This window comes from Rhizobium sp. ERR 942 (assembly GCF_007828395.1).
In the GTDB taxonomy this organism is placed as follows: domain Bacteria; phylum Pseudomonadota; class Alphaproteobacteria; order Rhizobiales; family Rhizobiaceae; genus Rhizobium; species Rhizobium dioscoreae.
On sequence record NZ_VIUA01000003.1, the window covers coordinates 640,062 to 663,984 of the forward strand.

At 59.2% G+C, this 23,923-nt stretch carries 25 protein-coding genes and 1 tRNA gene; 9 read left to right on the forward strand and 17 right to left on the reverse strand.

The features are described from left to right. Nucleotides 1-437 precede the first annotated feature (437 nt). The 3 genes from gpt to FBZ97_RS15760 form a co-directional block, all read right to left on the reverse strand. Complete coding sequence (gpt, locus tag FBZ97_RS15750; RefSeq protein ID WP_069611931.1) at nucleotides 438-935, reverse strand: xanthine phosphoribosyltransferase; 498 nt, start codon at nucleotides 933-935, stop codon at nucleotides 438-440. 314 nt (nucleotides 936-1,249) lie between these two features. Next, nucleotides 1,250-2,095, reverse strand: coding sequence for a universal stress protein (locus FBZ97_RS15755; protein ID WP_145320281.1), 846 nt, complete (start codon nucleotides 2,093-2,095; stop codon nucleotides 1,250-1,252). A 115-nt stretch (nucleotides 2,096-2,210) separates the two neighbouring features. Continuing rightward, complete coding sequence (locus FBZ97_RS15760; protein WP_145320279.1) at nucleotides 2,211-2,984, reverse strand: competence/damage-inducible protein A; 774 nt, start codon at nucleotides 2,982-2,984, stop codon at nucleotides 2,211-2,213. 240 nt (nucleotides 2,985-3,224) lie between these two features. Here FBZ97_RS15760 and wrbA point away from each other — a divergent pair, with 240 nt between their 5' ends. Next, complete coding sequence (wrbA, locus tag FBZ97_RS15765) at nucleotides 3,225-3,824, forward strand: NAD(P)H:quinone oxidoreductase type IV (protein WP_145320277.1); 600 nt, start codon at nucleotides 3,225-3,227, stop codon at nucleotides 3,822-3,824. A gap of 80 nt (nucleotides 3,825-3,904) precedes the next feature. Here the strand turns inward: wrbA and FBZ97_RS15770 are convergent. Continuing rightward, nucleotides 3,905-3,990 (reverse strand) — tRNA-Leu (locus tag FBZ97_RS15770). A gap of 89 nt (nucleotides 3,991-4,079) precedes the next feature. After that, a complete protein-coding gene (locus FBZ97_RS15775; RefSeq protein ID WP_069611935.1) occupies nucleotides 4,080-4,421 on the reverse strand; it encodes a hypothetical protein in 342 nt (113 codons plus the stop codon). A gap of 355 nt (nucleotides 4,422-4,776) precedes the next feature. Between FBZ97_RS15775 and ilvA the strand changes: the two genes are divergently transcribed. Both ilvA and FBZ97_RS15785 read left to right on the forward strand, forming a co-directional pair. Beyond that, a complete protein-coding gene (gene ilvA / locus FBZ97_RS15780) occupies nucleotides 4,777-6,027 on the forward strand; it encodes a threonine ammonia-lyase (protein WP_145320275.1) in 1,251 nt (416 codons plus the stop codon). Between the two features lie 37 nt (nucleotides 6,028-6,064). Beyond that, on the forward strand, nucleotides 6,065-6,403 hold the full coding sequence (locus FBZ97_RS15785; RefSeq protein WP_015339645.1) for an HlyU family transcriptional regulator: 339 nt from the start codon (nucleotides 6,065-6,067) through the stop codon (nucleotides 6,401-6,403). 105 nt (nucleotides 6,404-6,508) lie between these two features. Here FBZ97_RS15785 and FBZ97_RS15790 read toward each other — a convergent pair whose 3' ends face one another. Further along, entirely contained in the window at nucleotides 6,509-7,285 is a 777-nt protein-coding gene (locus FBZ97_RS15790) for an SDR family oxidoreductase (protein WP_113366409.1), read from the reverse strand. Nucleotides 7,286-7,390: 105 nt separating this feature from the next. On the opposite strand from FBZ97_RS15790, the gene FBZ97_RS15795 reads away from it, so the two are divergent. Then, nucleotides 7,391-7,972: a TetR/AcrR family transcriptional regulator gene (locus tag FBZ97_RS15795; protein ID WP_113352691.1), complete on the forward strand. Its 582-nt coding sequence runs from the start codon at nucleotides 7,391-7,393 to the stop codon at nucleotides 7,970-7,972. A gap of 53 nt (nucleotides 7,973-8,025) precedes the next feature. Here FBZ97_RS15795 and FBZ97_RS15800 read toward each other — a convergent pair whose 3' ends face one another. Beyond that, nucleotides 8,026-8,640 (reverse strand): FMN-dependent NADH-azoreductase, encoded by a 615-nt coding sequence (locus FBZ97_RS15800; RefSeq protein ID WP_113333514.1) that lies wholly within the window; start codon nucleotides 8,638-8,640, stop codon nucleotides 8,026-8,028. A gap of 136 nt (nucleotides 8,641-8,776) precedes the next feature. Between FBZ97_RS15800 and FBZ97_RS15805 the strand changes: the two genes are divergently transcribed. Beyond that, complete coding sequence (locus tag FBZ97_RS15805; RefSeq protein WP_112340985.1) at nucleotides 8,777-9,745, forward strand: LysR family transcriptional regulator; 969 nt, start codon at nucleotides 8,777-8,779, stop codon at nucleotides 9,743-9,745. A gap of 46 nt (nucleotides 9,746-9,791) precedes the next feature. On the opposite strand, the gene FBZ97_RS15810 is transcribed toward FBZ97_RS15805, so the two are convergent. Beyond that, nucleotides 9,792-11,780: a bifunctional 2',3'-cyclic-nucleotide 2'-phosphodiesterase/3'-nucleotidase gene (locus tag FBZ97_RS15810; RefSeq protein WP_145320273.1), complete on the reverse strand. Its 1,989-nt coding sequence runs from the start codon at nucleotides 11,778-11,780 to the stop codon at nucleotides 9,792-9,794. A gap of 137 nt (nucleotides 11,781-11,917) precedes the next feature. Beyond that, the gene (locus tag FBZ97_RS15815) at nucleotides 11,918-12,277 is read right to left on the reverse strand and encodes a PilZ domain-containing protein (RefSeq protein WP_145320271.1); all 360 of its coding nucleotides are present in this window, start codon (nucleotides 12,275-12,277) and stop codon (nucleotides 11,918-11,920) included. A gap of 160 nt (nucleotides 12,278-12,437) precedes the next feature. Between FBZ97_RS15815 and FBZ97_RS15820 the strand changes: the two genes are divergently transcribed. Beyond that, nucleotides 12,438-13,241 (forward strand): endonuclease/exonuclease/phosphatase family protein, encoded by an 804-nt coding sequence (locus FBZ97_RS15820; protein ID WP_145320269.1) that lies wholly within the window; start codon nucleotides 12,438-12,440, stop codon nucleotides 13,239-13,241. A gap of 6 nt (nucleotides 13,242-13,247) precedes the next feature. Here the strand turns inward: FBZ97_RS15820 and FBZ97_RS15825 are convergent, their stop codons facing one another. Further along, nucleotides 13,248-13,709 carry an Lrp/AsnC family transcriptional regulator gene (locus FBZ97_RS15825; protein ID WP_075852386.1) on the reverse strand — a complete coding sequence of 154 codons (462 nt, stop codon included), beginning with the start codon at nucleotides 13,707-13,709 and terminating at the stop codon, nucleotides 13,248-13,250. A 152-nt stretch (nucleotides 13,710-13,861) separates the two neighbouring features. Here FBZ97_RS15825 and ald point away from each other — a divergent pair, with 152 nt between their 5' ends. Next, on the forward strand, nucleotides 13,862-14,980 hold the full coding sequence (gene ald, locus FBZ97_RS15830; protein ID WP_145320267.1) for an alanine dehydrogenase: 1,119 nt from the start codon (nucleotides 13,862-13,864) through the stop codon (nucleotides 14,978-14,980). A gap of 17 nt (nucleotides 14,981-14,997) precedes the next feature. On the opposite strand, the gene FBZ97_RS15835 is transcribed toward ald, so the two are convergent. The 5 genes from FBZ97_RS15835 to FBZ97_RS15855 all read right to left on the reverse strand — a co-directional run bounded on the left by FBZ97_RS15835 (nucleotide 14,998) and on the right by FBZ97_RS15855 (nucleotide 18,858). Then, entirely contained in the window at nucleotides 14,998-15,507 is a 510-nt protein-coding gene (locus tag FBZ97_RS15835) for a DUF1203 domain-containing protein (protein WP_145320265.1), read from the reverse strand. 81 nt (nucleotides 15,508-15,588) lie between these two features. Further along, nucleotides 15,589-16,149, reverse strand: a complete 561-nt coding sequence (locus tag FBZ97_RS15840) for a GNAT family N-acetyltransferase (protein WP_113333547.1) — start codon at nucleotides 16,147-16,149, stop codon at nucleotides 15,589-15,591. An 8-nt stretch (nucleotides 16,150-16,157) separates the two neighbouring features. Continuing rightward, on the reverse strand, nucleotides 16,158-17,015 hold the full coding sequence (sseA, locus tag FBZ97_RS15845; protein ID WP_145320263.1) for a 3-mercaptopyruvate sulfurtransferase: 858 nt from the start codon (nucleotides 17,013-17,015) through the stop codon (nucleotides 16,158-16,160). Nucleotides 17,016-17,075: 60 nt separating this feature from the next. Beyond that, complete coding sequence (locus FBZ97_RS15850) at nucleotides 17,076-17,813, reverse strand: alanyl-tRNA editing protein (protein WP_113333508.1); 738 nt, start codon at nucleotides 17,811-17,813, stop codon at nucleotides 17,076-17,078. Between the two features lie 4 nt (nucleotides 17,814-17,817). Further along, complete coding sequence (locus FBZ97_RS15855; protein WP_113333507.1) at nucleotides 17,818-18,858, reverse strand: cysteine synthase A; 1,041 nt, start codon at nucleotides 18,856-18,858, stop codon at nucleotides 17,818-17,820. 294 nt (nucleotides 18,859-19,152) lie between these two features. Between FBZ97_RS15855 and FBZ97_RS15860 the strand changes: the two genes are divergently transcribed. Next, nucleotides 19,153-19,983: an SDR family NAD(P)-dependent oxidoreductase gene (locus FBZ97_RS15860; protein ID WP_113333506.1), complete on the forward strand. Its 831-nt coding sequence runs from the start codon at nucleotides 19,153-19,155 to the stop codon at nucleotides 19,981-19,983. A gap of 3 nt (nucleotides 19,984-19,986) precedes the next feature. On the opposite strand, the gene FBZ97_RS15865 is transcribed toward FBZ97_RS15860, so the two are convergent. Beyond that, complete coding sequence (locus tag FBZ97_RS15865) at nucleotides 19,987-21,444, reverse strand: deoxyribodipyrimidine photo-lyase (RefSeq protein WP_145320261.1); 1,458 nt, start codon at nucleotides 21,442-21,444, stop codon at nucleotides 19,987-19,989. A gap of 264 nt (nucleotides 21,445-21,708) precedes the next feature. On the opposite strand from FBZ97_RS15865, the gene FBZ97_RS15870 reads away from it, so the two are divergent. Then, a complete protein-coding gene (locus FBZ97_RS15870; RefSeq protein WP_145320259.1) occupies nucleotides 21,709-22,821 on the forward strand; it encodes a sn-glycerol-3-phosphate import ATP-binding protein UgpC in 1,113 nt (370 codons plus the stop codon). Nucleotides 22,822-23,003: 182 nt separating this feature from the next. On the opposite strand, the gene FBZ97_RS15875 is transcribed toward FBZ97_RS15870, so the two are convergent. After that, nucleotides 23,004-23,918, reverse strand: coding sequence for an ABC transporter permease subunit (locus FBZ97_RS15875; protein ID WP_145320257.1), 915 nt, complete (start codon nucleotides 23,916-23,918; stop codon nucleotides 23,004-23,006). Nucleotides 23,919-23,923: the final 5 nt, after the last annotated feature.

Genomic DNA, 23,923 nt, shown 5'->3' on the forward strand with positions numbered 1-23,923 from the left:
CAGTCACCGCCGCAACGTCGTCCATTAACTTTGAAAGACCCGATTCCGTCAAGGGGTGGTTTGTAATGGATTGCTAACCACAATATCTTGTGGGCTCGCCTGTGGAAACTGGGGAAACGTCAGTAGGCTAAGAGATTCAAGAGCTTGAGGAGGGATGCTCGCCCTTCGCGCGACCGTTGGTGCAGCAAGTATCATCACCGGCGGTGTCGAAAGCGACAAAATTGTGACCGTGACCTCGATGCCATTGGCAGCGCGGCAAATTCATGCCGTGTCGCATCATGATTCGCACGGAAAGCCTTGAATCTCACGCTTTCTCGCCTTTGTGACGCCCACTAAATCTAGTGGGCGCCGTAGCGCCCACCTCTATTACCACTATTCGAATCACATTTCGCGACGGCGCATGAATCGTGACTGATTCGCGTGCCGGCAGCGGGAGATCAGCCACGATGGCCCTTGGCGATCGGCTCCTGATAGGTGAAGCCCATGTCCCAGGGGAAGTAGATCCAGGTGTCCTGGCTGACCTCGGTGATGAAGGTGTCGATCGTGGGAACGCCGGTCGGCTTGGCGTAGACGCAGGCGAAATGCGCCTTGGGCAGCATGGCGCGGACTTCGAGAGCCGTCTTGCCGGTATCGGTGAGATCGTCGATGACAAGGACGCCTTCGCCGCCATTGACCGATAGTTCCGGTGCGATGCCCTTGAGCAGGTTCATTTCGCCCTGGCTGGAATAATCGTGATAGGAAGCGACACACACCGTCTCGATCAGCCGGATATTGAGCTCGCGAGAGATGATGGCGGCCGGCACGAGGCCGCCGCGGGTGATGCAGACGATTGCCTTGAATTCACGGTTCAGGCCGGCAAGCCGCCAGGCAAGCGCGCGCGCATCGCGATGGAACTGATCCCAGGATACGGGAAAGGCTTTATCGGGCAGAGACATGGCAGAAAGCTCCGGGGCATGGAATAACGACGCACCGGCAGCGCCGGCGACCCTGAGCAGACCCCGCGGCGGGCGCGGACCAAGAACCAAATCCGGAACGCGATTCGCTTGCTATCTGCCTGAACGGGATCTTATCCGGGAAAGCCTGGGCTTTTCGGGATCATGCCCCTTCGACCGCGCGAACGGTTCCCTGGCGGGAATTCTGTCATCGGTCGCTGCTTTCTGCTGGATTTACGGGCAAAAGGCAATAGCCGCGAAGCGGCCAACCGATGCACATTTGCACCGGTTGACACAGGATTTGAGCTTTCAGCCGCTCAGCGGGCCAGCAGCGTCATTGCTGTCATCGATTGCAGCAGAGTGCGCGTCGTGCCACCGAAGATCATCTGCCATAGCCAGGAATGCGTATAGGCGCCCATAACAAGCAGGTCGATGCTGTCATCCGCCAGGCGGTTTTCGATGACCTGCGACGGCGTCGACTTGCCGCTGCAGGCTGCCGTTTCGAACTTGGCGCGCACGCCGTGGCGCGTCAGCGCCGCGGCTATCCGGACGCCGGTCTCCTTGGACGGATGAGGGTCCTTTTCCGACGTGCTGACGGAAAGGATCTCGACCGAATCCGCAGCCTTGAGGAAGGGCAGGGCGTCGAAGGTGGCGCGGGCCACTTCCTTGGAGCCGTTCCAGGCGATCAGCACGCGGCGGACGGGCTTCGGCTCCTTGAGAATATAGGGGATCAACAGGACCGGCCGGCCGCTGTCGAACAGGAAGGTTTCGACATCGACCTGGGTATCGGCATATTTCGACGGGTCCGGCTGCACGGCCACCAGCAGATCGGCACTGCGGGCACTTTCGATCAGCGGTTCGGTGCCGTAGCCGACCGTACTGGCAAAGCTGTGCCATTCATAGTCGATACCAGCGGCTTCCATCCTTGAGCGGAACACCCGTTCGATTTCGACGGCCTGATTATGGGCGACATCCTGAAGCGCCTGAACCGCAACGGGGTCCGGAATCTCCATCGGCGCCACCAGCGGCACGGTCGAGACGATTTCCGCATGAAGCCCGACGATATGGGCGCCGTGCTCCTTTGCGAGCGCCGCCGAAAACGTGGCAGCGATGCGCGTATTGTCGGGATTGTCGAGAACGGTCACTATCGTTTTGTAGGACATGAAGAGATCTCCCATGCGGAAGGGTTGGATCGGATCATGATATCAGCATTCCGCTACAAGATAATGCTCCGAATGGTCTCAGAGTTCCCTGGAAAGTACACACCTTCGTTAAAGGTCAGGCCTCAGCTGACTGATTTTCCTTGGCTTTCGACTGTCGGATGGCTTCGATCATTGCGCGTACTTCCGCTGCGACACTTTCGACCAATTCCGCCGAGCGGCCCCTGACGACGATCTCGGTCGAGAAGAATTGGCCGACATAACGCGGGTAGGAGCCAATGCTGGTATCTGGATGTGCCTTCTGGATAAGGCCGAGCGGCGTGCCGATCTCACCTTCGCCATAAGGGCAGGAAATCGCTGTTGATAGCACCTTTGCGCCAGTCCTTAGCGTCGGTATGACATTGTCGAGCATCGCCTGAAAAACCTGCGGCACGCCGGCCATGACGTAGACGTTGCCGATGTTGAAGCCGGGCGCAGTCGAGACCGGATTGGCGATATGCTTCGATCCCACAGGCATCCGGGCCATGCGCTGGCGAGCCTCGGTGAATTCCATCTCGCGCCGTGCGTACATTTCGCCCATGATCCGCATGGCTTCGGCATCGTGCTCGCAGGGCACGCCAAAGGCCTTGGCGACGGCATCGGCGGTGATATCGTCATGCGTCGGGCCGATGCCGCCTGAGGTGAAGACGTAATCATACTGAGCGCGCAGGGCGTTCAGCGCCGAAACGATCGCCTCCTCATCATCGGCGACGATGCGAACTTCCTTCAGGTCGATGCCGGCCAGCAGCAGCACATCGGCAAGATGGCCGATATTCTTGTCCTTCGTCCGGCCGGAGAGCAGTTCGTCGCCGATGGCCAGCATGGCGGCTGTGACAATGATTTCGTTCGACATGAAGATATCCAGGACAATGCGCAGTCGGCGCGTTCAAAAGTGTTCGAGATAGGTAGCGCTGTTTGCAGCGATTGCAAACGCTCGTTTTCACTCGACCGCAGGTCCCGGCAAATATTGCAAATGAAATTGCGTCTACGCAGGATGAACAGTGCGTTCTGAGCGTGGGGGCTGCGCCCTTGTCGCATCGCTGATACAAGATTCCCCGACATTCAACGCGTCCAACAAACGGGAGACGTTCTTATGGCTAAGGTTCTGGTTCTCTATTATTCTTCCTACGGTCACATCGAGAAGATGGCCTATGCCGTCGCAGAAGGTGCAAAGTCCACCGGTGCCGAAGTCACCGTCAAGCGCGTGCCGGAACTCGTTCCGGAAGAAGTCGCAAAGGCCTCTTATTTCAAACTCGATCAGGAAGCCCCGATCGCAACGCCGGATGAACTGGCAGACTATGACGCCATCATCGTCGGCGCCGGCACGCGCTTCGGCACCGTTGCCTCGCAGATGCGAAATTTCTGGGATCAGACCGGCGGCCTGTGGTTCGGCGGCAAGCTCGTCGGCAAGGTCGGCTCGGTCTTCACCTCATCCGCAACCCAGCACGGCGGCCAGGAATCCACCATCCTCGGCTTCATTCCGACGCTTCTCCACCACGGCATGGCCGTCGTCGGCCTCCCTTATGCCTTCCAGGGCCAGATGGGCACGGAAGAAGTCAAGGGCGGCTCGCCCTACGGCGCCTCCACCATCACTAACGGCGACGGCTCCCGCCAGCCATCCGAAATCGAACTGGAAGCAGCAAAGTTCCAGGGCGCACACGTCGCCAAGATCGCTGCCAAGCTCACGGCTTGATTTGAATCTGCATATCGATTGAGGGAGGCGCGGCGAAGGCTGCGCCTCTTTTCATTGGGATTTTGATGAAGTTTGATTTTTGGTGCGGACGACGGGGGTCGAACCCGTACAGCCAAAGGCCGAGGGATTTTAAGTCCCTTGCGTCTACCAGTTTCGCCACGTCCGCGTGCCTCTCCCCATCAAGCACTTGAGCGATTCAGTCAAGGAAATGTTTTGCAGGAAGGGGCCGATCGGCGTCAGCCTGACATGCTCGGCTCAGCGACCCTTGAGAACGCTGACAAGCGCCGGTGTCACCTTCTTCTGTTGGAACATGGCCTTAAAATCGGCATAGCTGATCTTTCCCGATACCACACCGTTCATCAGTCGCTGACAAAAGAGCCGCTTTGCGTCGCTTCTTTGAGATTTGACGTAGAAAGCGATTTCATCCAGCGTTTCTGGTGGCAGGCGCTGCGACATGCACTTGTCGATGACCTGCGCTCGTGCCGTCGGGCTTTCCTTCATAATGGGGATGTTCTTCTCGAAGCTTTTTTCCTGCGAGGCGCAGGAAGCAAGCACCGCAAGAGTGAAAGCGATTATAGCTGGGCGCATAAGGCGCATGACGATGTTCTCCCCTTGAACAAAACTGGGATAAACATCTTTCGCGCGATTCTCAATCCTATGTGCAAGTATAAGTTAATGCCAGCATGGATAAGCGAAGCCCGCCGTAGCCGACGATCGGATTTAAGGCGGGCCTCTAACCATCATCATGATGGCTGTGTCATATTGGACGCAGGGGGAGCTTGGCTGTCAATTCACAGATTTAGGGGTTTCGACAGTCAGGGGCATAAATGGTTAATGACTTGTTCGGTGCGGCCAATCTTGCCATTGCAGGACCGAAAGCGCGATAAAGAGGCTTTCTTTGCTCATCTTTCCTGTGTCATAGCGGGGGTGATTGAAGAAGGACGGACAAGCCGTGGACAACCAGACTGTTCTCGAAGCCACAGAGGCCATGCGTGGCCTCTTTCCCGCAACGCCGCTGCAGCAGAACGAGCATCTTTCCGCGCGCTATGGCGCCGACATCTGGCTGAAGCGTGAGGATCTCACACCGGTTCGCTCTTATAAGATCCGCGGCGCCTTCAATTTCTTTCGCAAGGTGATTGCCGAGGGTGGTACGGGAAAGACCTTCGTCTGCGCATCCGCCGGCAATCACGCCCAGGGCTTCGCCTTCGTCTGCCGCCATTTCGGTGTGCCCGGCGTGGTCTACATGCCTGTGACGACGCCGCAGCAGAAGATCGACAAGACCCGCATCTTCGGCGGTGAGTTCATCACCATCAAGCTCTTCGGCGATTTCTTCGATCAATGCTATCAGGCCGCGCGCGATCACGTCGAGAGCATTGACGGCGTCATGGTGCCTCCCTTCGATCATGCCGATATCATCGAGGGGCAGGCGACGGTCGCTGCCGAAATCGCCGAGCAGCTGCCTGATGGCGTTATCCCCGATCACATCCTTCTTCCTGTCGGCGGTGGTGGTCTTGCCGCCGGGATCACCGGCTATTTTGCCGATAAGCTCCCGCGTGATGCCTTCACCTTCGCCGAACCGGCCGGAGCGCCGAGCCTGCGCCGCAGCATCGAGGCGGGGCAGGTGATGACGCTCGCTAAGGTCGACAATTTCGTCGATGGCGCTGCCGTCGGTCGTATCGGCGAGCTGAATTTCGCGGCCCTGAAGGGTTTTGCGGCCGAGCAGGTGAAGCTCATCGAGGAGAACGCCATCTGCGTCACCATCACCGATATGCTGAATGTGGAGGGCGTGGTGCTAGAGCCGGCAGGCGCTCTGGCGATCACGGCGCTGGAAAAGCTCGATCGCGACAGCATCCGCGGCAAGACCATCGTCGCCGTCGTCTCCGGCGGCAATTTCGATTTCGAGCGCTTGCCTGATGTCAAGGAGCGCGCCATGCGCTATGCGGGCTTGAAGAAATACTTCATCCTGCGCCTGGCGCAGCGCCCCGGCGCGCTTCGCGATTTCCTCAACATGCTCGGCCCGGAAGACGACATCGCCCGCTTCGAATATCTGAAGAAGAGCGCCCGCAATTTCGGCTCCATCCTGATCGGTATCGAGACGAAAAATCCGGATAATTTCAAGCAGCTTATCGCCAATTTTGAAAGCTCAGGCATGGGCTACGAGGACATCACCGAAAACGAGATCCTGGCAAACCTGATCATTTGACTTTGCGACCCTGCAACCTTCATGCTAAAGGCGATCCATGGCTTCGTTCTTTTCAAATATCCTTTCGATTTTCACCGGTGGCGCATCGCAAGCTGGCACTGAAAAATCCGGCGGCTCGACTGTTAGCGTCGAACCGCAGGTACATGCCGGCTGCACGATCTATGCGACGCCGCAGCGCGAGGGCAATCAGTTCCGCCTCATGGGCCGGATTGAGAAGGATGTGAATGGTGAGATCCTGGTGCGCAATTTCATCCGCGCCGATGTCTTCACCTCGTCCGATGATGCCGTGGAATCGACCTTCCGCAAGGGCCAACAGATTATCGATCAGAACGGCGCCGGCCTCTTTGGCGACGGCGAAAAGGTTCGCCAGGTCTGAAGCAGTTAAACTCCTTTAACATGCATTAGATGCAAGGCCGCCTCTGCATCTGCTTTGGCGGCCCATAACACTCATTGAAAATTGATGGCTGATAATTCGCAGGCTTCAAGCCGCGCGGAATATCTTCGCGCCGGACGGAGCGTTGATCGCGCCGCCGTCGACCGTGATCTCAATGGCCGTCACGTTGGCGGAATCATCGGAGGCGAAATAGAGCGCTGCCTTGGCGATTTCATCCGCTTCGCTCATGCGGCCGAGCGGGCTGAGGCTGCCAAAGCGGGCTTGCAGCGCATCCAGAGCCTCCGGCGTGCTGGCGCGGGGTTCCCAGATCGGGGTCTTGGTGGCGCCCGGTGTGACCTGGTTGACGCGGATGCCGCGGGGCGCAAGTTCGGAGGCGAGATTGCGCGTCATGGCGCGAACGGCGCCCTTCGTGCCGGCATAGGCCGAAGCGCCGGGAATGCCGAGAACGGCATGGACGGAGCCGTTCAGGATGACGGAGCCGCCGTCGTTCAGATATGGCAGGGCGGCCTGTACGGTAAAGAAGACGCCGGTGAAATTGACGCGAACGATGGTTTCAAACTGCTCAAGCGTCGTTTTGCCGAGCGGCGTATCCCCGGCAATACCGGCATTGGCAAAGACCACATCAAATTTCCCAAGCTTCTCCGCAGCCTCGGCAAAGGCCTTTTCCATGGCCGGGATATCGGTGGTGTCGGCCTGCAAAGCCAGCACGCCGCCGCCGAGCTGTTCGGCCGCCGCAGCCAGTGTCTTGGGATTGCGGCCTGTGATGGCGACCTTCGCGCCTTCGGCGAGGAAGAGGCGGGCAGTGGCGAGGCCAATGCCGCTGTTTCCACCGGTGATGACGGCAACCTTGTTCTTGAGACGCATGTTCGTAGCTCCTGTTGGCTTTTGTCACGATCTGGATTATGATCGTTATCTATAAGGATTATGATCGTAATCCATTTTGTCAAGCCAGGCATGAAAGGATTTTCGATGGGCCGCTCACAATTGGAAAAGCAGAAGACGCACGAACGCATCGTGACGCTCGCCGCTAAGCGTCTGCGTGAGGAAGGATTGGAAGGGATTGGTGTCGCCGACCTGATGAAGGAGGCGGGGCTTACCGTAGGCGGCTTCTACAAGCATTTCGCCTCGCGCGACGAACTGGTGGCGGAAGCCGTGGAATCGGCGATCGGGTCGTGGCGGCGACAGCAGGAGGAAAAGGGGATCGATCCCGAAAGCATCTCGCTCGACGATTATGTCGATACCTATCTCAGCGAGCGTCATCGCGATCATTGCGGCGAGGGCTGCGCCTATGCCGCGCTGACGGCGGATATGGCGCGCAGCAGCGATGCGGTCCGTACCGTCGCGACGGATGGCCTGCGAAGGAATTTCGATGCCATGACGGCGCGCATGCCGAAGCCGGAGACAGCCGAAGCCAGGCGCAAGGCGATCATCGCCTCCTGCCTGATAACCGGAGCCCTCGGCCTCGCGCGCGTGGCGAATGACGAGGCGTTTTCCAATGAAATTCTGGAGACCGTGAGGTCGTTCGTGAAGGAGTTGCCACAGGCGGAATAGCAAAGCGGCCGGCTGATGCCGGCCGCCTGTCAATGCCTGGAAGCTGCAGTCGATTAAGCGGCGAGAGCCAGCTCCGAGGCGCGAGCCTGGGCGGCACCGACGGCCTTTTCGGCAGCTTCCGGACCAAAAGCAACGCCTTCGATGTAAACGGTCTCGACATCGGTGATGCCGATGAAGCCGAGAACCGACTTCAGGTAGGGAACGGCATGGTTCAGCGGGGCGGCCGGGCCTTCGGAATAGACGCCGCCGGAAGCGAGCACGATATAGGCCTTCTTACCGGTCGCCAGACCCTTCGGGCCGGTTTCCGTGTAGGTGAAGGTGCGGCCGGCGCGAGCGATGTTGTCGATCCAGGTCTTCAGCGAGGAATAGATATTGAAGTTGATGAGGCCGGTGCCGATAACAAGCGTGTCGGCTGCCAGCAGCTCGTCGACGAGTGCGTCGGAAACCTTGACCAGTTCCTGCTGCTCGGGCGTACGGGCGTCGGCCGGCGTGCGGATGGCGGCGGTGAAGGGGCCATCGATATGCGGCAGGTTGTCGGCAGCGAGGTCGCGCTTGACGAGCGTCTTGCCCGGATTGTTGGCCTTGATCTTCTCGGCCAGTTCGGTGGCGATCTTCGTGGAGAGCGAGTCCGGACGCGGGCTGGAGGTCAGAAGCAGAATGGAGGACATATCCGTTTTCCTTTTCAATGAGTTGCTAAATCGGCTGGGAGAGTCCGATCACGTTCGCCTCCATAAATAAGTCGTCAGTGCTATCGAGAAAAACTGTGATAATATGGATCGGAATTATCGATAGAATGGATGGCAGATGCTCCCCAATCCCACCCTCGACCAATTGCAGGTCTTTCTGACCGTCGCCGAGTCAGGCAGCTTCTCGGCCGCTTCACGAATGCTGAACCGCGCGCAGTCGGTCATCAGTTACACGATTGCCAATCTGGAGGCTCAGCTCGAAATGCCGCTGTTCGAGCGCTCCGGCTCGCGCCAGCCGAAGTTAACGGACGCGGGCAGGGTAATGCTGGAGGATGCCCGCCGCATTCTTTCCGATCTGCAGGTAATGCGCGCACGCGTGAAGGGCTTGAAGAGCGGCCTTGAGGCGGAGGTGGCCGTCGCTATCAGCGTCATGGTGCCGGTGCATGCCACGGTCGATGTGCTGCGGGAATTTCGCGATCGCTTCCCTTATGTTTCCCTGCGCCTCGACACCGGCGAACTTGGTTCGATGCTGGAGCTGGTTGCCAGCGGCAAGTCGACCATCGGTATCGGCGGCTCGGTGTTGAAGCAGGATGATGCCCTGGTTATCGAGCGCATCGGACATTCCTTCATGATGCCAGTTGCCGCTCCGACGCATCCGCTCGCTCTGCTGGGGCGGCCGCTGACGCTGGCCGATGTGCGCGAAGAAGTGCAACTGGTTGTCACCGACGCATCAAATCTCACCAATGGCAAGGATTTCAACGTCCTGTCCTACAAGATCTGGCATCTCAGCGATATCGCCACCAAGCATCAGCTGATCCGCGGCGGTCTTGGCTGGGGCGGCCTGCCGGCCTCGTTCATCATGGAGGATCTGCAGAAGGGACGGCTGGTGCCTTTGGCTCTCGATGCCTACGACCAGAGCGAATATCCGCTCTATGCCATCCGTAAGGTGGACAATCCCCCTGGCCCTGCGGCTGCCTGGATGATCGAGGCTTTCCGTGATCGTCTGTCGCGATGCCCGAGTCAGGAGGACTTCAAGTCCACTGTCGAGATGTTCCATCCAGACGACAAGCGTCTGGCGGCGGAGTGAAAAAGTCCTCTCCCCAAATGAGAGGAGAGGACGATAGCATTCGTGCTTACAGAACCAGCCGGTAGTTGCGGAAGCCGTCGGCACCTTCGCCGGCGTCTTCGATCTTGACGCTCTTGACCTGATCGAGAAAATCCTTTGCCTTCGGCGAGCTCTGGAACCGCACGGTCGTGTCCGCCAGCGGCTTGAAGATCCAGTTGCCGTCGGCGGTCGGGTTGATCGTGCCCTGCTCGTGGACATAGCGCACGATGACGTCACGGTTGGTGTCCGGCGCCTGGTAGACGACCTTGTCCGCCGCGATTTCCGGGAAGTTGCCCCCGCCGCCGGCGCGGTAGTTGTTGGTGACGACCAAGAACTTCTGTGCGGGGTCGATCGGCTTTCCATCGAACTGCAGGTTCTGGATGCGGTTTGCATCGGCATTCAGAACCTTGCCGTCATCGCCGAAGCGGCGCGGCTGCGAGACATCGATCTGGTAGGTCACGCCGTCGATGACGTCGAAGTTGTAGGACGGGAAGCTGCTGTTGATCAGATCCGCGTCCTTGGCGCCCGGCTGTACCTGGTTGAACATCGCGGCCGACATTTCCAGCCAGTTCTTGACCTGCGCGCCGTTGATAACAACGGCCTGGACGGTGTTCGGATAGAGATAGAGGTCGGCGACGTTCTTGATGGCGATATTGCCCGCGGGAACGTCCGTATAATAGTCGGCGCCGTTGCGCCCGCCGCATTTGAAGGGCGCTGCAGCCGACAGAACCGGAAGGTCCTTGTACTGCGTCTCCTTCAGTATGTTCTTGATGTACCAGATCTGCGCCTGGCTGACGATCTGCACAGAGGGATCGTCGGCGACCAGCGCGAAGTAGGAATAGAGCGGCGCAGACGTCTTGCCGACGGGCGTGCGGACATAGGTCAGCGTCGCCTCATGTTCGGCCTTGGCGGCTTCGACGACTTCCTTCTTGTCGGTGACGTCAGCGATGACCTTCTTCTTGTCGTCGCGATGGTAGATCGGGCGTGCTTCGGAGGTGAAGTCGACGATCTTCCAGCTCTTGCCATCCTTTTCGAGCAGCAGGTCGATGAGGCCGAGATGCGAGCCCCAGAAGCCGGCCATGACGGCAGGCTTGCCGTGCAGCGTGCCCTTGACCGGATCGGCGTCCTTGATGCCATCCCAGGTCTTCGGGCCGGGGAAGACAAGATGCTGGTGGCCAGTGAAGACGGCATCGATGCCGTCGACCGCAGCGACGTAAAGCGAAGCGTTTTCCATCTTCTCGCTCGGGCCGCTGCCGTCGATGCCGGAATGGGAGAGGGCGATGATGATATCGGCGCCTTCGGCCTTCATGACCGGAACCCAGGCCTTGGCGGCTTCGACGATATCGCGGGTCTGCGCCTTGCCTTCGAGGTTCTTGATGTCCCAGAGCATGATCTGCGGCGGCACGAAGCCGATGAAGCCGATCTTAATCGGGCTTTCATTGCCGGAGCCGTCCTTGATCTTCTTTTCGAGGATCAGATAGGGCTTGAAGAACAGGTCGTCCTTGGTGGGATCGGAGGCGAGCTTGCCCTTGGTCAGGTTGGCGCAGACGAACGGGAAATTCGCGCCGGCCAGCACCTTGAACATGAAATCGAGGCCATAGTTGAATTCGTGGTTGCCGAGCGTGCCCACAGAGTAGCCGAGCGTGTTCATCGCCTTGATGACCGGATGGACGTCGCCTTCCTTCATGCCGTGCTGATAGGCCATGTAATCGCCCATCGGATTGCCTTGCAGCACGTCGCCATTGTCGATCAGGAGCGAGTTGGTGGCTTCGGCGCGGATATTGTCGATGATCGTCGCCGTGCGCGTCAGTCCCATCGTGTCGTTCGGCTTGTCGGCATAATAGTCGTAGGGGAAGACGTTGACGTGAATGTCGGTCGTTTCCATGAGGCGCAGATGCGCCTGATTGCTCGCAGCGCGGGCTGCGAAAGGATGCAGCACGATCAGCGCCGCCGTGGCGCTGAGGCCTTGCAGCAGGGAACGGCGCGACATGCTGGGCAAATCCAGAATGGAAGACATAAGGCACTCCTTCAACGATGGGGCTATGGTCCGTCGATCATCTCTCGGGCGAGCGAGATTAGGACGATTTTTGAAGGTGTGCACCAGGAATGTGACAGGCTTATTGTGGATCGTAGCCGGCTTGTGCCGACATTCGATCAGCGCTTGAGAACCGGCTTTATGTCCTTGTGGAAAAAGCGGAAATAGGACGCGACCTTGGCCGAGGCATTGGACGAGCGATCGAACTCGATGCCGATACGGCCGTTATGAGCCCAGCGCACGAAACCATCCAGCAGGCCGATATCGTCGCATTCGACGCGAACCTTGCTGCCCGCCGCTGCATAGAGCGGCGCCTGCAGATCGAGCGCGATGCCGCTTGTCGAAATATCGACGACGCGGCCGGCGACAAGCTTGGTGAAATATCGAACCTGGCCCGTGAGCCGCGCATGATGGCGCGGCGAGCCGCGTGTCTTTATTTTCAGATTGCCCTGAACGGGAGATTTCGAAGAGAACTGCATGATGTTATCCCGGCTCATCCGTCTTTTTCTCGATTTGGATATCAGATATGCCTTGCGGGATGTTTAGCATAATCGCTAAAATTGTAGCCGGGCGTCCCGAATGGGTACCGCATCGAAATGGCCGCTGCGATCGGCCATGTGACTATGAGAGGTGCGGGATATGCGTATCGTTTCTTTGAATGCATGGGGCGGCCGGCTGCATGAGCCATTGATGCCCTATCTCGTCGATGTCGAGGCGGATGTTCTGTGCCTGCAGGAAGTGGTCCGCACGCACAACGCACAATCCGAATGGCTGGTTTATCGCGATCACGGAATCGAGCTCCCGCAGCGTGCCAATCTTTTCGAGGAGCTGAAGGCTGCTTTGCCGGCTTACGATGCCTTCTTCCTCCCTGTCGCGCGAGGCGATCTCTTCGACGGTGACACGCGATTGGACTCTGAATTCGGACTGGCAACCTTCGTGCGCAGGACCTATCCGATCATCGGCCAGGGAGCCGGTTTCGTTCACGGCGAATTTTCTGCTGATGGCTATGGACCGCATCCGCGCTCCCGCAATGCCCATTGCATCCGCCTTTTCCACTATGAGCGCGGCTATCCCGTCACCATTGCTCATATGCATGGCCTTCGGGATCTGGAAGGCAAGGGCGATACGCCGGCCCGGCGCCATCAGGCGCAAGCGCTGGTTGAGATCATTCGCCAGGTTCGGCAAGAGGGCGACCGGCTGGTGGTTTGCGGTGACTTCAACGTGCTGCCGGATAGCGAGACCTTCGAGATCCTCGGCAGCCTGGGGCTTGTCGATCTCGTCACTTCACGGGGACATGACGACACGCGCACCTCGCATTATAAGAAGCAGCCGCGTTTTGCCGACTACATGCTCGTGACATCGAATGTCGAGGTCATCCGTTTCGATCCTGTCGCGGAGCCAGAGGTGTCCGATCATCGCGCATTGCTGCTGGATATGTGCTGACGAAGATCACAAGCCGACATTCGGCCGGTCGATGATCTCGCGCAATGCAAAGCTGGAATTGATCTTCACGACATGGGGCAGGGCGGAGAGCCAGTCGCGATGGATGCGCTCGTAGTCCTCGAGGTCGCGCGCGGCGACCCGCAATATGTAATCATATTCGCCCGACATGAGGTAGCAGGAGAGCACGTTGGGGCAGCGCTTCACCGCGGTCTCGAATTCCGAAAGCGTCTTTGCGAACTGGCCGGATAGAGAGATGTGCACGAAGGCGATCATCTTGTAATCCAGCGCCTTGTGCGAGAGATGCGCGTGATAGCCGTCGATGACGCCGCTCTTTTCCAGGATATCGAGCCGCCGCGAACAGGCCGAGGGCGACAGGCCGACCTTCTCGGCCAGTTCCGCATTGGTGATCCTGGCATTCTGCTGCAGCATCCGCAGAATCGAATGATCGATAGCATCGAGGTCGGACATTCGAAGGTCTTTCGAAGAAATTCCTATCTGCGCAATAAATCACGAAAAATGACTGCAGCGCAAATCGTCTTTGCAAGGACATTGCGGGGCGGAGGTGGTCTGATTTCACTTGGAGAAAATGAAAGACGCAAAAGCATTCGAGGAGGAATGAAATGCGCGTTGGTTGCCCCAAGGAAATCAAGAACCACGAGTACCGCGTCGGTCTGACGCCGGCATCCGTGCGCGAATATGTCGCCCATGGCCACGAAGTCTGGGTCGAGACGAAGGCCGGCGCCGGCATCGGTGCTGATGACCACGCCTATGCGGCTGCCGGCGCCAAGATCGCTGCAAGCGCCAAGGATATTTTCGAAAAGTGCGACATGATCGTGAAGGTCAAGGAGCCGCAGCCCTCGGAATGGGCACAGCTCCGCGAAGGCCAGCTTCTTTACACCTATCTGCATCTGGCCCCTGATCCGGAACAGACCAAGGGCTTGCTCGCCTCGGGCGTGACCGCTGTTGCTTACGAGACCGTGACCGACGAGCGCGGCGGCCTGCCGCTGCTGGCGCCGATGTCCGAAGTCGCCGGCCGCCTGTCGATCCAGGCGGGTGCAACCGCTCTGCAGAAGGCCAATGGCGGCCTCGGTATCCTGCTCGGCGGCGTGCCCGGCGTGCTGCCGGCAAAGGTCGCGATTATCGGCGGGGGCGTCGTCGGCCTGCATGCGGCCAAGATGGCAGCCGGCCTCGGTGCCGACGTCAGCATCCTCGATCGCTCGCTGCCGCGCCTGCGCCAGCTTGACGATATCTTCAACGGCCGCGTTCACACGCGCTATTCCAGCATCCAGGCTCTGGAGGAAGAGGTCTTTTCCGCCGATCTCGTCATCGGTGCCGTGCTGATCCCCGGCGCCGCCGCGCCGAAGCTGGTGACGCGCGAAATGCTCTCAGGCATGAAGAAGGGTTCTGTTATCGTCGATGTCGCCATCGACCAGGGCGGCTGTTTCGAAACCTCGCATGCAACGACGCATTCCGATCCGACCTATGTGGTGGAAGGCGTCGTACACTATTGCGTCGCCAATATGCCGGGTGCCGTTCCCGTGACCTCGGCCCATGCGCTCAACAACGCCACGATCTATCACGGTCTCGCCTTGGCCGATCGTGGCCTGCGCGCCATCGCGGAAGACAAGCACCTCCGCAATGGCCTCAATGTCCACAAGGGCCGCATCACCAACCGGCCAGTGGCCGAGGCGCTCGGCTATGAAGCCGTTGCAGCGGAGAGCATTCTGAACGTCGCGTAAAGCCCAACGCGTGCACGTCAGATGGAGGCGCCGGCATCCGCGTATGCCGGCGCTCCCATTTTATCGATCCGGCACTGGTAGCAATTGTTGCGGGCCGAGCGGACATGGACATAGGCTATGTCGGGACGCTCAAGCAGCGAAGCTGCATAGGCTGGGATATCGCCGGTCGGCGTCACAGCACCGGTCCCATAGACGATGCGGTCGTTCTTGCCATAACCACGCACGATGAAATCCTTGCTGGTCGTCAGCACCGGCGGCAGGATTTCTTCTGCTTCGTAGCGCTGACATGGCGTCTTATGCAGGAAGATTGGACCCGTCTCCGCATAGGGCTGCAATTCCGGGAAGGGGCGATAGGCGAAGACGAACAGCTCCTCGCCGGCATCGATATTGCGCAGGCAGTGGCGGCAGGGATGGCCGGGACCATCGGAAATCACGGTCTCTGGCCGGTGACCATAGGCATCGACGCCGCCGTTCCACAGAACTTCGGCATCGGAGGTGGGCATGGCTGCAAAAGCGATGGAAGGCATGGCAAAGCTCCTTTCGAGACTTGCCATGTGATGCGCCCGAACAAGAACCGAAGCCACCCGATTCCTGCCGAAAGCGAACCCTTAGCTCTTCTTGGCGAGCTCAAGCAGTTCCTTGTCACTCAACGGCCGGACGATGCCTTCGCCGGTCGAAATCGGCGAAAAGCCGAACATCTGATAGAGCTGTAATGCCCTGGGATGATCGAGATTGTTTGTCGTCGTGATGATCCGTTGCGGGTTCAGCGTCCATATGGCGTAGAGCGACTGCAGCAGGAACCATTTGCCGATACCGAGGCCGAGTGCGTGTTCGATGAGGCCGAAATGGCTAAGCTCGATCGTCTCCTCGTCCTGGCGGAAATATTCGAAGAATCCACCCGGCGCGCCATTGACGTAAAGCACGCTGATATCGTTGCGTTGGTCGTGAAGAATAGCAGTCAATTGCTCGTCGGAGAGGCGCAGACGCTCCACCCAATGCCAGCGAGCGCCCACCTGGCGATAGAGATAGCGATAGAAGGGCAGCGGAATGCCAGGCGCCCGCATGATCGCAGTCTGGATATTGACCGGCACCGGCAGGCTGGCCTTGGGTGGCGCAGTCATTTCCAGGCGGGTGATGTGAACCTTGATGGAGGAGGGCGTCTTCACGATCGATACGCTCAATCTTGACCTGTGACGATGGGCGTATCCGCCCGACTGCCCCATTCCGACCAGGAGCCGTCATAGAGCTTATTGTTACCGTGGCCGAGGGATTCGAGGGCCAGCGTGATGATGGCGGCGGTAATGCCGGACCCGCAGGTCGTCACCACAGGCTTGTCGAGATCGATGCCGGCCTTCTCGATGGTTTCCCTCAATTCTGGTAGCGACTTGAACTTGCCATTCGTAGCAAAGACGCCGGATGGCAGACTTCTCGCGCCCGGCATATGGCCCGAGCGCATGCCTTCGCGCGGCTCTGGCTCGGTCGCTGCAAAGCGTCCGGCGCTGCGGGCATCCGCGATCTGCAGGGAATGGCTGTCGACGATTTCTCGCATCTCTTCAAACGAGACGACGCGGCTGCCGTTGAACTTAGGCTTGAACGTTGCGGGCGCGAAGGCAGGCACCGCCGTCTCCAGCGGTCGCCCTTCGGCCTTCCAGCCGTCCAGGCCGCCGTCGAGCACGAAAACATTCGGCGCACCCATGACGATGTGGAACAGCCACCAGACGCGCGGCGAAGCAAACAGGCCCGGACCGTCATAGATCACGATCCGATCGCTCTCGCTGATGCCGAGCTTGCCGACTTCGGACGCGAAGAATTCGGGCGAGGGGACCATATGCGGCAGGTTGGTCGAATGATCCGCGATCTTGTCCTGGTCGAAGCGGACGGCGCCGGGAATATGGCCGCTGGCATATTCGGCATCGGCATCGCGCTTCTGGGCCGGCAGATAGAAGGACGCGTCGAGGATGCGCAGATCCTTGGCACCCAGCTCGGCCTGCAGCCAGTCGGCAGATACGACGAAACGGCTCTTGTCCGCTGCCATGATGATCACTCCCTGCTATGGTTTATTGGTCTTGATATCGAGATATAGGCGCTTGCCCGGTCAATTCTCGTCGGTCGGCGCGCCGAAGCGAATGCGGAAGCGGCGGTTTTCCTTGCCCTTCTTCTCGATCTTGGCGATGTGGATCGCGCCGACCTCCTGCGTTTCCGACACATGCGTGCCGCCGCAAGGCTGGCTGTCGATGGCCGAATCCTCGCCGATACAGACAAGGCTGACACGACCGAGGCCCATTGGCGGGCGCACATTCTTGGATTTGACGATACCGGGATTGGCAATCAGTTCTTCATCCGTGATCCACCGGACGAAGACGGGATGGTTCTCGTTGACGAGCGCCATCAATTTCGCCGTTACTTCATCCTTGTCGATCGTCTCGCTCATGTCGAAATCGACGCGGCTTTCATCTTCGCCGACTGCCGCGCCCGTGATCGGATAGGGGCAGACCACCGAAAGAAGATGGCAGGCCGTATGCATGCGCATCAGCTTATAGCGCCGCGCCCAGTCGATGTGCAGCACCAGCTTTTCGCCGACGATAGGCAAGGGCTGATTTTCGAGTGGGACATGGATGATGATGTCCTTGATCGGCCCATGCTTCGTTTGACCGAGCATGATCCTAGAGCCGTCGCCGCGCTCCAGGAAACCTGTATCGCCCGGCTGACCGCCCGAGGTGGCGTAGAAGCAGGTCTGATCGAGCTCGATGCCCCCATCTTCGTGGATCGCGGTGACGACGGCTTCCGCAGTCGAGAGATAGAAATCGTCACGATAAAGGGCATGGACGGTCATATGATCACGCTGTTGTTTCGTATGGGACGGCGATTTCAGCCCGTTTTTCCAAATAGCTTGGCAGCGGCAAACCCTTCGACTTCAGGAAGTCGGGATTGAAGAGCTTGGACTGATAGCGATTGCCGTAATCGCACAGGATGGTCACGATCGTATGCCCGGGACCGAGATCCTTGGCGAGACGAACCGCGCCGGCGATATTGATGGCAGTCGAGCCGCCGAGGCACAGGCCCTCGTGTTCAACCAGATCGAAGACGTAAGGAAGCGCTTCGGCATCGGTGACCTGATAGGCGAAATCGGGCGTGAAACCTTCCAGGTTCGCCGTGATGCGACCCTGGCCGATGCCTTCGGTGATCGAGGAGCCGGAGGATTTCAGCTCGCCGTTCTTGTAGAATTCATAAAGGGCGGCGCCTTCCGGATCGGCGATGCCGATCTTGATGTCCTTGTTGAAGGCATGCAGCCCCATGGCGACACCCGCCAGCGTGCCGCCGGAGCCGACCGAGCAGATAAAGCCGTCGATCTTGCCGTTGGTGTCGGCCCAGATCTCCTTGGCGGTTGTCTCGATGTGGGCCTGACGGTTGGCGACATTGTCGAACTGGTTGGCCCAGATCGCGCCGTTCGGCTCGGTCTTTGCGAGTTGTTCGGCCAGCCGGCCCGAAACCTTCACATAGTTGTTCGGGTTCTTGTAGGGAACGGCGGGAACCTCAACCAGTTCGGCGCCGAGCAGCTTCAGCGCATCCTTCTTTTCCTGGCTCTGCGTTTCCGGAATGACGATGACGGTGCGGTAGCCGAGAGCTTTGGCAACCAGCGTCAGGCCAATGCCGGTGTTGCCGGCCGTGCCCTCGACGATCACCCCACCGGGTCTCAGCAGACCTTTTTTCTCGGCGTCGCGAATGATATACAGCGCGGCGCGATCCTTCACCGATTGGCCGGGATTCAGAAACTCGGCCTTGCCGAGAATGGTCGAGCCCGTCGCCTCGGAGGCGCCCTTGAGCTTGATCAACGGCGTATTGCCAATTGCTTCGAGGACGGAGGGATGGACGGTCATGGAATCTGCCTTCTGTTCGCAACTACTGTAAGAACGGTCTTTTCCCTTCACAAGGCGGCATAGGCAAGAAATTCTGTTCCTTGCTATTCCTTTGCCTCGCAAAATTCGACTTGGCGGGCCTCTTGGTCTCTCTCTTTCATCCAAGTCCGCAGTCTCCAGTTGGTGACATTGTTTTCCCGATGAAGCCGTCAGTCTGGCCGAAAGCGGCCACAATGCTACGCTATTTCTAAAATGCCACGACGGTCGCTGTTGAAAGCGTTTGATGTAGGCGGCCGCCAGCCAAGGAGAAGAGCCATGAGCCCGTTCATCGCACGTCCTGAACATGGAGTGGTCTGGATCACCGGCGCCAGTTCCGGTATCGGCCGCGCGTTGGCGCTGAAACTGGCTGAAGAAGGATATAAGGTTGCCGTTACGGCTCGCAGCCACGACAAGCTTCTGGCGCTGCAGGCAGAGGCCAGCGCGCTTGCCGGCAGCATCGTCGTGCTCGATGGCGATGTATCCGACACGGAGGATATGGAGCACACTGTCGCCGCGATCGAATACCAGCATGGCCCTATTGCCTTGGCGGTTTTGAACGCCGGCATCTATCTGCCCGCGCGGGGCGAAGATCTCAATCACGAAGTCTTCGAGCGGAGTTTCGCTGTCAATCTTCACGGTGTCGTCAATTGTCTCGTTCCGGCGGTGCGGCATATGCGGGCTCGGGGATATGGCCAGGTTGCCCTCGTATCCTCCGTGGCCGGTTATGGCGGTCTGCCCGGCGGTGCGGCCTATGGGGCCAGCAAGGCTGCACTGATCAACATGGCCGAAAGCCTGAACTTCGAGCTCGACCGCATGGGCATCCACATCCAGCTCATAACTCCAGGCTATGTCGACACGCCATTGACGGCACAGAACAAGTTCGTGATGCCTGATATCGTGTCGGCACAGCAGGCGGCTGACGCGATCGCTGCCGGATTGAAATCCCCATCCTTCGACATCAGTTTCCCGAAGAGCCTGGTCTATCGGGCAAAACTGTTGAAGTTGCTGCCCTACGGCCTCTATTTCAAGGCGCTCAGGTATTTTCTCGGGAGCGGCAGCAAGCGCAGATCGGTAGGGCCGCACATAACCGCGCATCCGGCCGAATAGCGCCTATCCGCCATCTTTGAGCGATGCATGGGCGGCGAGCGCCCGCTGCCGCGCCATGGCATGATCGACGATCGGCCGAGGATAGTGCTTGCCGAGTTCTATGCCCGCACGCTTGAGCACGTCATCAGGCGCCTCGAACGGCCGATGGATATATTTGCGGTCGAGGGTGGCTAGCTCCGGCACGAAGGTCCTGACATAGCCGCCCTCCGTATCGAATTTCTCGCCCTGCAGCACCGGGTTGAAGATGCGGAAGAATGGCGAGGCATCGGCGCCGGAGCCCGCAACCCACTGCCAGTTTGCCGTATTGGCGGCCGGATCGGCATCGACGAGCGTATCGCGAAACCAGGCTTCCCCGTTACGCCAGTCGATCAGCAGATCCTTGATCAGGAAGGAAGCCGCGATCATGCGGACGCGATTATGCATCCAGCCATGGCGCCATAGCTGCCGCATGCCGGCATCGACGATCGGATAACCGGTTTGCCCGCGCTGCCAGCTTGTGAGCAGCTTGGTATCGGATAGCCAGGGAAAATCATCGTAGCGATCGTTCCAGTTTTCTGTCCTGAGCTTCGGGAAATGAAAGAGCTGATGATAGCAGAATTCGCGCCAGACCAGCTCCTTGCGGAAGCGGACGACGTTGTCCTTGGCGATATTGTCGGGCAGTCCGCGCGTCGCATGCCAGATACGGGCAGGCGAAATCTCTCCGAGCGCCAGATGCGGTGAGAGCAGGGAGGTTGCCGGTCTATCCGGAAAATCGCGGCCGACCGCATAATCATCGATGGCGCCATCGATGAAGTCCTTCAGCTTCTCTTGTGCCGCGGCTTCGCCCGGCTTCCACATGTCCGTAAATTCTGATGCCCAGTTCGGCTTGGTGGGCAGCATTGACCAAGAGGCGAGCGCGTCCGATTGCGGCCAGCGGCCGGGCGCGAGGAGCTTTGCCGGCGCTTCTATCGGAAACGGCGGTTCGCCGGATTGCTCGAATGCGCGCCAGAAGGGCGTGTAAGTCTTGTAATGGTCGCCTGCGCCCGTGCGCAGGCGTGTCGGTTCATGCAGCAGCTGGCCGGCAAAGCTGTTGGCCTCGATACGCTTGCTCCGCAACGCCTTCTTGATTTGGGTGTCCAGGTCGATCCCGGCCGGGTCGTATCGACGGTTCCAGACGACGGCCTCAGCCTTGGTTTCCTCAATAAGTTTTTCGAGCACCGTCAGCGCATTGCCCTGGCGGAGGATAAGCCTGCTCCCGAGGCCATCGAGGGCGGTTTGCAGGGCGGCGAGCGAATGATGTAGCCACCATTCCTGCGCTCCGCCAAGCGGCCCGCGCTCCGTCACGCCCGGCTCGCGAATATAGACGGGAATTACCGCGTGGCCTGAAGTTGCCGCCGCCTGTAACGCGTGGTTGTCGTCGAGGCGGAGATCCTTGCGAAACCATAGGAGAACGGGGCTTGGCTCTTTTGTCGGTATCGTCATGGTCCTGGCCGATCGCCCATCCTCTGTTGCGTCTCGCATGCCTTATAAAGGCAAAACCCTTATACGGTGCCAGCCGTCAAATGGTTCCACTACCGCGTGGTTCCACTACCGCGCGTTACATAGGCGAATGCCACACGCAACTCTCGTAAGGAAAACTGGATGCCGCTTATGATATAAGGAATGCGTGTCACTGTTCTGTAATGCAAATTCGCTAGCAGTCCACCCGATTGACGTGCCGAGAATGGACAGGCGGGGAAGATTAAAATGGCGGAAATCCGCATCGAACAAGTTCGCAAGGCCTATGGACGCAACCCGGTCGTTCATGGCGTCGACCTGAATTTCCGATCGGGCGAATTTGTCGTCATCCTCGGACCTTCCGGCTGTGGCAAGTCCACGCTGCTGCGCATGATCGCCGGCCTTGAGGACATCACCTCGGGCGAGATCATTATTGACGGCAAGGTTGTCAACAAGCTCGAGCCGCGTGAGCGCGGCTGCGCCATGGTCTTCCAGAACTACGCGCTCTATCCGCACATGGATGTCGCCGCCAACATGGGCTATGCGCTCAAGGTTGCCGGCGTGCCGCGCGCAGAGCGTGATCGCCGCATCAAGGAAACCGCCAAGATCGTCGGCCTCGAGGATTTCCTCGCTCGCAAGCCGGCCGAACTCTCCGGCGGTCAGCGCCAGCGCGTCGCCATGGGCCGTGCCATCATCCGCGAGCCGAAGGTCTTTCTCTTCGACGAGCCGCTTTCCAATCTCGATGCCAAGCTGCGCGTGCAGATGCGCGTCGAAATCCGCCGGCTGCACAAGCGCTTGTCGGCAACATCGGTCTTCGTGACGCATGATCAGGTCGAAGCCATGACGCTCGCCGACAAGCTCGTCGTCATGTACAAGGGCAATGTCGAGCAGGTCGGCACGCCGCTCGAGGTCTACAACACGCCGCGCACCCGTTTCGTCGGTTCCTTCATCGGCTCTCCGGCCATGAATTTCCTGGAAGGCACCTTCGCGGCCAATGGCGAGCAATTCATCTTCGACGGCATTCCGATCGCCATCGACGCCAACATCGGCAAGCGCCACGCCGGTCAGCCGGTTGCCCTCGGCGTCCGTCCCGAGCATGCGCGCGTCGTCCCCGCGGGCACGCCGGGCGCTATCCCGGCAACGGTCGATTTTGTCGAAGAACTCGGCGCGGGCCGCGTCATTCATTGCGATATCAACGGTTCGAGCTTCGCGGTCGCCGTTGCCGACCACACGACAGGTCAGACCGGTCAGTCGGTCGCTTTGGAGCTGCCGCAGCAGCATACCCATCTCTTCGCCCAGGATACCGGGTTGCGGCTAGACGCCGTTGCCTCCGTCACGCCGCTCAAAGTGCTGGCGAGCTGATTTCAAACATAAATTTTCAGTAGGTGAGCCCGGAAGTTTTCCCGACTTCCGGGCTTTTTATTTGTGTAGGTCGACGGAGTTTAAGTGAAGTTGGGTTTGCGCAGGATATTCCAGCACGATACCGATGAGTACTTGATAGCAGGGGACTGCCGCGACGCCAAATGCGGCGCGGCAGGAACGGGCTACTTCTCCGTAGCGATCATCCCGCGAACGACCCAGCGCTGCATCAGCACGACGACGGCAAGCGGTGGAATCATAATGATCAGCGTGCCGGCCATCGCGATGTGCCATTCCGGAAGGCCGCCAAAATTCGGGATGAGTGATTTGAGTTCGTGAACCGCCGTTATGTGGGCGGGATCGGTGGTCACCAACAACGGCCATAGATACTGGTTCCACGCCCACAGGAACATGATGGTGCCGAGGGCGGCCATATTGGTGCGCGAGAGCGGCAGCAGAATGTCGATGAAGAAACGCAATGCTCCGGCGCCGTCCATGCGCGCGGCCTCGGCCAACTCGTCCGGTATCGTCAGGAAGAACTGGCGATAAAGAAAGGTCCCAGTCGCTGTCGCGACCAGCGGCAGGATAAGGCCGATTGAGGAGTTGAGTAGCCCGAGATTCAGTGAGACTTCGATGCCCGTGAGCTTTGCGATGAGCCAGGTGATGCCGGTGATGTCAAGAATTCCCTGGAAGGGCGAAAGCACGTTCGCTGCGACCGCATAGGTCGGCACGATCCGAACCTCGAGCGGCAGCATCAGCGTGATGAAGATCAGCCAGAAGATGAGGTGGCGACCGGGATAGCGGAAGTAGACCAGGGAAAAGGCTGTTATCGCCGAAACGAGTACCTTGCCCACCGCGACACCGGTGGCGAAGATCAGGCTATTCAGCAGCTTCGGGCCAAGATTGGCGGTCGTCCAGGCCGTCTTCATGTTGACCCAGAAATCCGAACCGGGAATCAGCGACATCGGCACTTTGTTGACGTCGGTGATGTTATGCGATGCGGCAATGGCGACGATAGCCAGCGGACCTACAGCGACTATGAAGCCAAGGAGCAGGATCAGGTGTGTAAAGAAATTAAGAATGGGGGTGCGCTCGACCATGTCAG